The organism is Streptomyces sp. UW30 (assembly GCF_008042075.1).
GTDB lineage: Bacteria > Actinomycetota > Actinomycetes > Streptomycetales > Streptomycetaceae > Streptomyces.
Genome location: NZ_RDBN01000102.1, coordinates 1 through 4,947 on the forward strand (window position 1 = coordinate 1; position 4,947 = coordinate 4,947).

At 68.0% G+C, this 4,947-nt stretch carries 4 protein-coding genes; 1 reads left to right on the forward strand and 3 read right to left on the reverse strand.

Features of this window, described 5'->3' with window-relative positions; translation table 11 throughout:
* Positions 1-97 precede the first annotated feature (97 nt).
* The gene (locus EAO75_RS44355) at positions 98-529 is read right to left on the reverse strand and encodes a hypothetical protein (protein ID WP_148000800.1); all 432 of its coding nucleotides are present in this window, start codon (positions 527-529) and stop codon (positions 98-100) included.
* Between the two features lie 331 nt (positions 530-860).
* Here EAO75_RS44355 and EAO75_RS44360 point away from each other — a divergent pair, with 331 nt between their 5' ends.
* Complete coding sequence (locus tag EAO75_RS44360) at positions 861-3,308, forward strand: FlgD immunoglobulin-like domain containing protein (protein ID WP_187284858.1); 2,448 nt, start codon at positions 861-863, stop codon at positions 3,306-3,308.
* A 193-nt stretch (positions 3,309-3,501) separates the two neighbouring features.
* Here the strand turns inward: EAO75_RS44360 and EAO75_RS44365 are convergent, their stop codons facing one another.
* Positions 3,502-3,999, reverse strand: coding sequence for a DUF1877 family protein (locus tag EAO75_RS44365; RefSeq protein ID WP_148000802.1), 498 nt, complete (start codon positions 3,997-3,999; stop codon positions 3,502-3,504).
* 221 nt (positions 4,000-4,220) lie between these two features.
* The coding region (locus EAO75_RS44370; RefSeq protein WP_222724042.1) for a hypothetical protein at positions 4,221-4,947 on the reverse strand (727 nt) is incomplete at its 5' end.

The following is a 4,947-nucleotide window of genomic DNA, read 5'->3' on the forward strand; positions in this document are numbered from 1 at the left end:
GGCTGTGCGGACCCCGTGGGCTTCCCCTCGTCCGCGGCGCCCGCACAGCCGGTCAGCGCGGCGGCGAGCAGCACGGCCGGCACGGCAGAGGTCCTTCTCACGCGACGACTCTCCTGGCCCGACCGTGCAGGGTCAGGTAGAAGGTCTGGAGGGATTCCCCGGGGCCGCCGAGTTCGAAGCGGTTGCGGACCTTGCCGAGGGGGTTCCAAACCCGGCCGTCCGGCATCCGTACGCCGACCGGCTGGCCGAAGTAGTCGCGCTGGTGGGCGTCGAAGTCCACCCACTCCGCGCCCGCGCGACGCACGAGCACCTCACCGACGTACGCACCGAGCCCGAAGAGCGTCTCCCGCACCTGCTCACGACGGGCCCCGCCCTTGCGGAGCCCGTCGATCAGGAAGTCCACGACCCGCAGACTGGCCACGGAGTAGTCCAGCGGCAGCCGGTTGCGGGCAGTGACACGCGAGACGAACCCCGCGGCGCACGACCGCATCTCTCCGGCCCCCGGAACGCGCCCGTCCACTCGGCTCATGGGACCCCACCCCACCCTTCGCTCGGTCAGTCGAGAGCCTGCTTCCGGCCCTCTCGGATGATCAAGCGGATGCCGCGTCAGGAACATCACGGGTCATGGGCGTGTCCATTCACACACAAGGAAGTCACAGCAGGCCTACAACCTTTGAGCTAGTTGTTCGTCGAAAAGTGTCCGGATTGACGGTCAATATCGATTACAGCCGATTCGAGCACCTGATCGAATCCTGTCTGCCTGCTGTGTTAGCTTGCGGCACCTTTTGAAGGGCTGTTCCGCGTCGACCTGTGTGTGTCCGCGTTGAACGGCCTCCTCTGCCATGCCTTTTGGAGGTGCTGTGGCTGCACGCCACAAGCCGAACCGAAGTCGACCGCTCGCACGCGGCGGGCTCGCCACCGCCCTGGCCCTCGCGGCCGCCGGCGGAAGTCTGCCCTTCCTCCTGTCGGACGCCCATGCCGAGACCCCCTCGCTGACGATCCCGGCCCCGGACCGTTTCAAGCCCGTCGCCGACCCGGTCTACGGCGCGGGGCCCGGCGGCGTCGTGGAGCGGACGGAGGTCAAGGACCAGAGCGCGCTCGGCTACTACCGCTGGACCCCGGACGGCGGTACCCCGGTCGACCTGCCCGCCTCGTCCCCGTCCGACGACGTCAACTCCATCGACGGAGGTGGCGGCAGCCACGTATCCGTCACCAGCGGGGATGTCGTCGCGATCTACGACTTCCCGAACCAGGTGCAGCTGAAGGACATGAAGTCCGGCACCACGACGAAATACACCCTCCCCGACGGCCACTTCTACCGTGGCGTCTTCGGCTCCGCCGTGCTCACTGCCACCCGGGACGCGAACGGCAACAAGAACGTCCTGCACGTGCTGCGCATGACGGACGGTCAGCTCACCGACACCCTCGCCACCGGCCTGAACGGCTGGGTCGCCGAGGACGGCATGACGCTCGGCGGCGACGACCGTTCGGTGGCGATCTGGTACGCGCACCCCGACGGCACCCGCGGTGTCGGTCTGCTGAACCTGGCGACGGCCGAGGTCACCCCGGTGTTCCCGGGCGCGACCGGCACGAACGCCCAGGTCGTGTTCTCCGACGCGTACGTCGCCTGGTACTCGCCCGAGGGCGGTAACACCACAGCCCGCGTACTGCCTCGCGCCACTCCGCAGGCGGCCGACACCAAGGTCGAGCTCGGTTCGGACGGCGAGGGCACCCCGCAGCTCGGGCTCGTCGGCGACTGGGTGCTGACCACGCGCCGGTTCCAGCAGGCGGCGGACGACTTCCTGGCCCGCGAGGGCGCGCCGCTCACCGCACTGCCGATCGGCGACGGCCAGCCCAAGACACTGCTGGAACACGCCGGTTGGCGGATGGCACAGGTCCCGGGCGGCGGGGTGGCCGTCACTGGCGGCGCCTCGGCCGGGGACTGGGCGGTGCGCCGGGTCTCCATCGGAGACGACGGCGCGCCCTCGTTGCGTACGGTGCACGAGGTGGCGCCAAAGGAGGGCAAGCTCACGCGGCTGTCGCTGACGGCCGGGCACCTGGTCACAGCCGAGTCCGACACCACCTACCTGCCCGCGCTGTTCCAGCGGCAGATCACCCTCGGCGCCGCCCCGTCGGCGGGCGAGCGGTCGCTGCTCGCGCGGCCGGACGCGCAGACCACGGGCGAGGCGGCACAGCGTGCCTACGACGCCCGGCAGCCGGTCGGCACCGGGGACGGCCGTACCGTCGTCGCCACGACCGACGCGGACGGTGCCCAGGTGCTCGTGGTGCTGGCGGCGGACGGAACGAAGACCGTCGTACCCGCCGTGGACCCGCAGACCGGCGAGAAGATGCCGACGGGCTCCGACCACAACTCGACTGTGCGGTCGGCCTCCGGCCGCTATGTGGTGTTCGGCGACAGCGGGCGCGGTCTGGAGGACCGGCAGTACGTGGTCGACCTGGACGCGTCCGGCGGGCCGAAGGTGATCCGGGTCCGCCAGGGCCAGGGCGGGCTCGCGGTATGGGGCACCAAGCTGTGGATGCCGAGCGACGCGGACGACGGCACGCTCCAGGCCGTCGACCTCAAGTCCGGTGAGACGACCGTAACGGATCCGATCACCGACAACGGTTGTCTGCCGCAGCAGTTGCAGACAGCCGGACCGTGGGTGTACTGGGACTGCTACCCCACGGGGTCGGTCAGCTCCGGCCACGGCGTCTACAACACGCAGACCGGGCAGTCGTCGTGGGCCCCGCGCGGCACCCTCGGCGACGGCTATGTGGTGGCGTACGACGGAGACCGCGGCCAGCTCAACCTGACCCCGATCGGTGACGCGTCGCGCACCATCGAGGCCTTCACGTCCCAGTACGCGTACCCGATCGTGGCGGCTGACCGCTTCGGCGGCGCGGTCGCGTACGCCAAGGAGAGAAGCGCCCAGATCACTGTGGTCGACTCGGGCGTCGCCGCTTCCCCCGTGGCCGAGATCGAGTCGCGGGTCGAGCAGTCCGTCGACCTCACGTCCGCCACCGACGCCGTGTGGGACGCGGACTGGCAGCTGTCCAAGCCCGTCGACGACGCCCAGGTGACGATCCGGAACAAGAACGGGCGCACGGTGTTCAAGGGCTCCGCCGAGGAGTACGCCGCCGCCGTCTCGTTCACGTGGAACGGCCGTACCGGCGACGGCCGTTACGTCAACGACGGCACCTACACCTGGGAACTCACCGGCACGCCCGCGGACGGCAGCGGGAGCGCCCTGAAGGTCACGGGCACGGTCGCGTTCAGCGGGGGCCGGAGCGCGAGCACCGGAAGCTGAACGGCGGGGCGCGGCACGGGTCATGCTCCCGGGGAGGGAACGCTGGGAGCATGACCTGTGTCAGCACCGTGATGACACGGCCGGAATCCGATGGCTCCGACCGACTACCGTGCGGTGGATCCAGACTCAGGCGTACACGCGCTTGACCTGGGAATTCGTCAACGAATAGCTGTAACCGGCACGTGACTACGTATCAAGCCCACACCGCTTTGACCACGGCGTGGCCTGCTGAAGCCGCCCGCCCGTAGAACCCTTGGAGGTCCTGGTGAATGTCCAGGAACTCCTGCCTGACTTGCGCCTCTGCTCCGACCCAGCCGCCGAGCTTGGCGCCGGCAATGTTCCAAAGCTCATCGAAAGAGACTGTCGCGAGGAAGTCTGCGGCCTGCGACACCCCGGGCGGCTCCAGGATCATCAGGGGCGGGTTGGAGGGGTCGGCGTCCGCGCTGTGTGCCACGGGGCGACCGCCGTAAATCGGCAGCGTCCAGGGCTTGTCGACGTCTGCATCGAGGGCCTCGGCTGCGGCATAGAGGTCATTGACGGAGTTGAAGACCTTCTCGATCGAGTCGGCGATGCCTGCCGCGTACTCGTCGGGGTGGTTGTCCCAGGCCTCGGACATGAATGCCGCAAGCCAGGTGTGGTCGTCCTGGAACTCGGACTCCGGAATGGCGCGAAGGTGTAGGTGGATGCTCACCGCGACGAGACCTCCATTTCGGTGGCCCGCCTGTCGGGCCGAACGGACAGAACTTACTCGATGGCACTGACGGCGAGACGCCCCGTCTCTTGACACGGGATTCCCTCCGCTGCGCGACTTGGAAAACTAGGGCACGGCAGGGGCCGCACGGCACTCATGCATCGCATGGAATTCCTTTCACCGTGCGGCCCCCGCCTACTCCTTGCGGGGGCCGGCCGGGATCAGGCGATCAAGGCGTACGCCGATCTGTACATCGCTCCCGCGGCTGCGAAACTCGGTACGTCATCCGCAATGCCGAGACCGCCGGTGCCCACATCCTCGACCACCGTCCCGACTGCGAGCCCGGTGGCCGCGAGACCAAGGCCCACACCTCCCAGTACCTCGAGGAAGGAATGCCCTGCACTCTCGTCCCCAGTACGCTTGCGTTCGTCTCCGTCAGTCTCGTAGGCAATTACGCCCGGAGAGATCTGAGACGGCCAGATCTTGACCATTTCGTTTGGCTTCGCATAGTTCGGAACTACTCCCGGCGGGAAGTCGAAACCGACCTTCGCTACGCGCTTGTCACCGGATGCCTTGAGCTGTTCCTGTAGATACTTGACCTTGTKTTCGACTTCCTTCTTTCCCTTTCGCTCCGCGTCTCCGCCGGCATGCTTGGCGTCCCAGACATAGACCGCGTCGTCGGTCCAGTACAGGAGGTCGGCATAACCGACTCCCTTGCCCGGCTTTTTGGACGAACCTCCGGCGATGGTGTTGCGGTCGTCCCGGGGGCCACCGGAGGCGCTCAGGTCCATGCTCACCGAACCGCCGCCCATCGGCTGGAACGCGGCCAGGTACGTCGCAACGAACATGATCGCAGTGTCGTGTCCACCATCGTATTGATCGAAGTGGCACGCCCCGCAGAAGTCGTTCGGGTTGAAGAGCTGCGCCACTGTGTCACCACAGGAAAGA

Coding starts and splice junctions, on each gene's coding strand:
- EAO75_RS44355 (WP_148000800.1), bottom strand. CDS start 529: ATGAGCCGAGTGGACGGGCGCGTTCCGGGGGCCGGAGAGATGCGGTCG.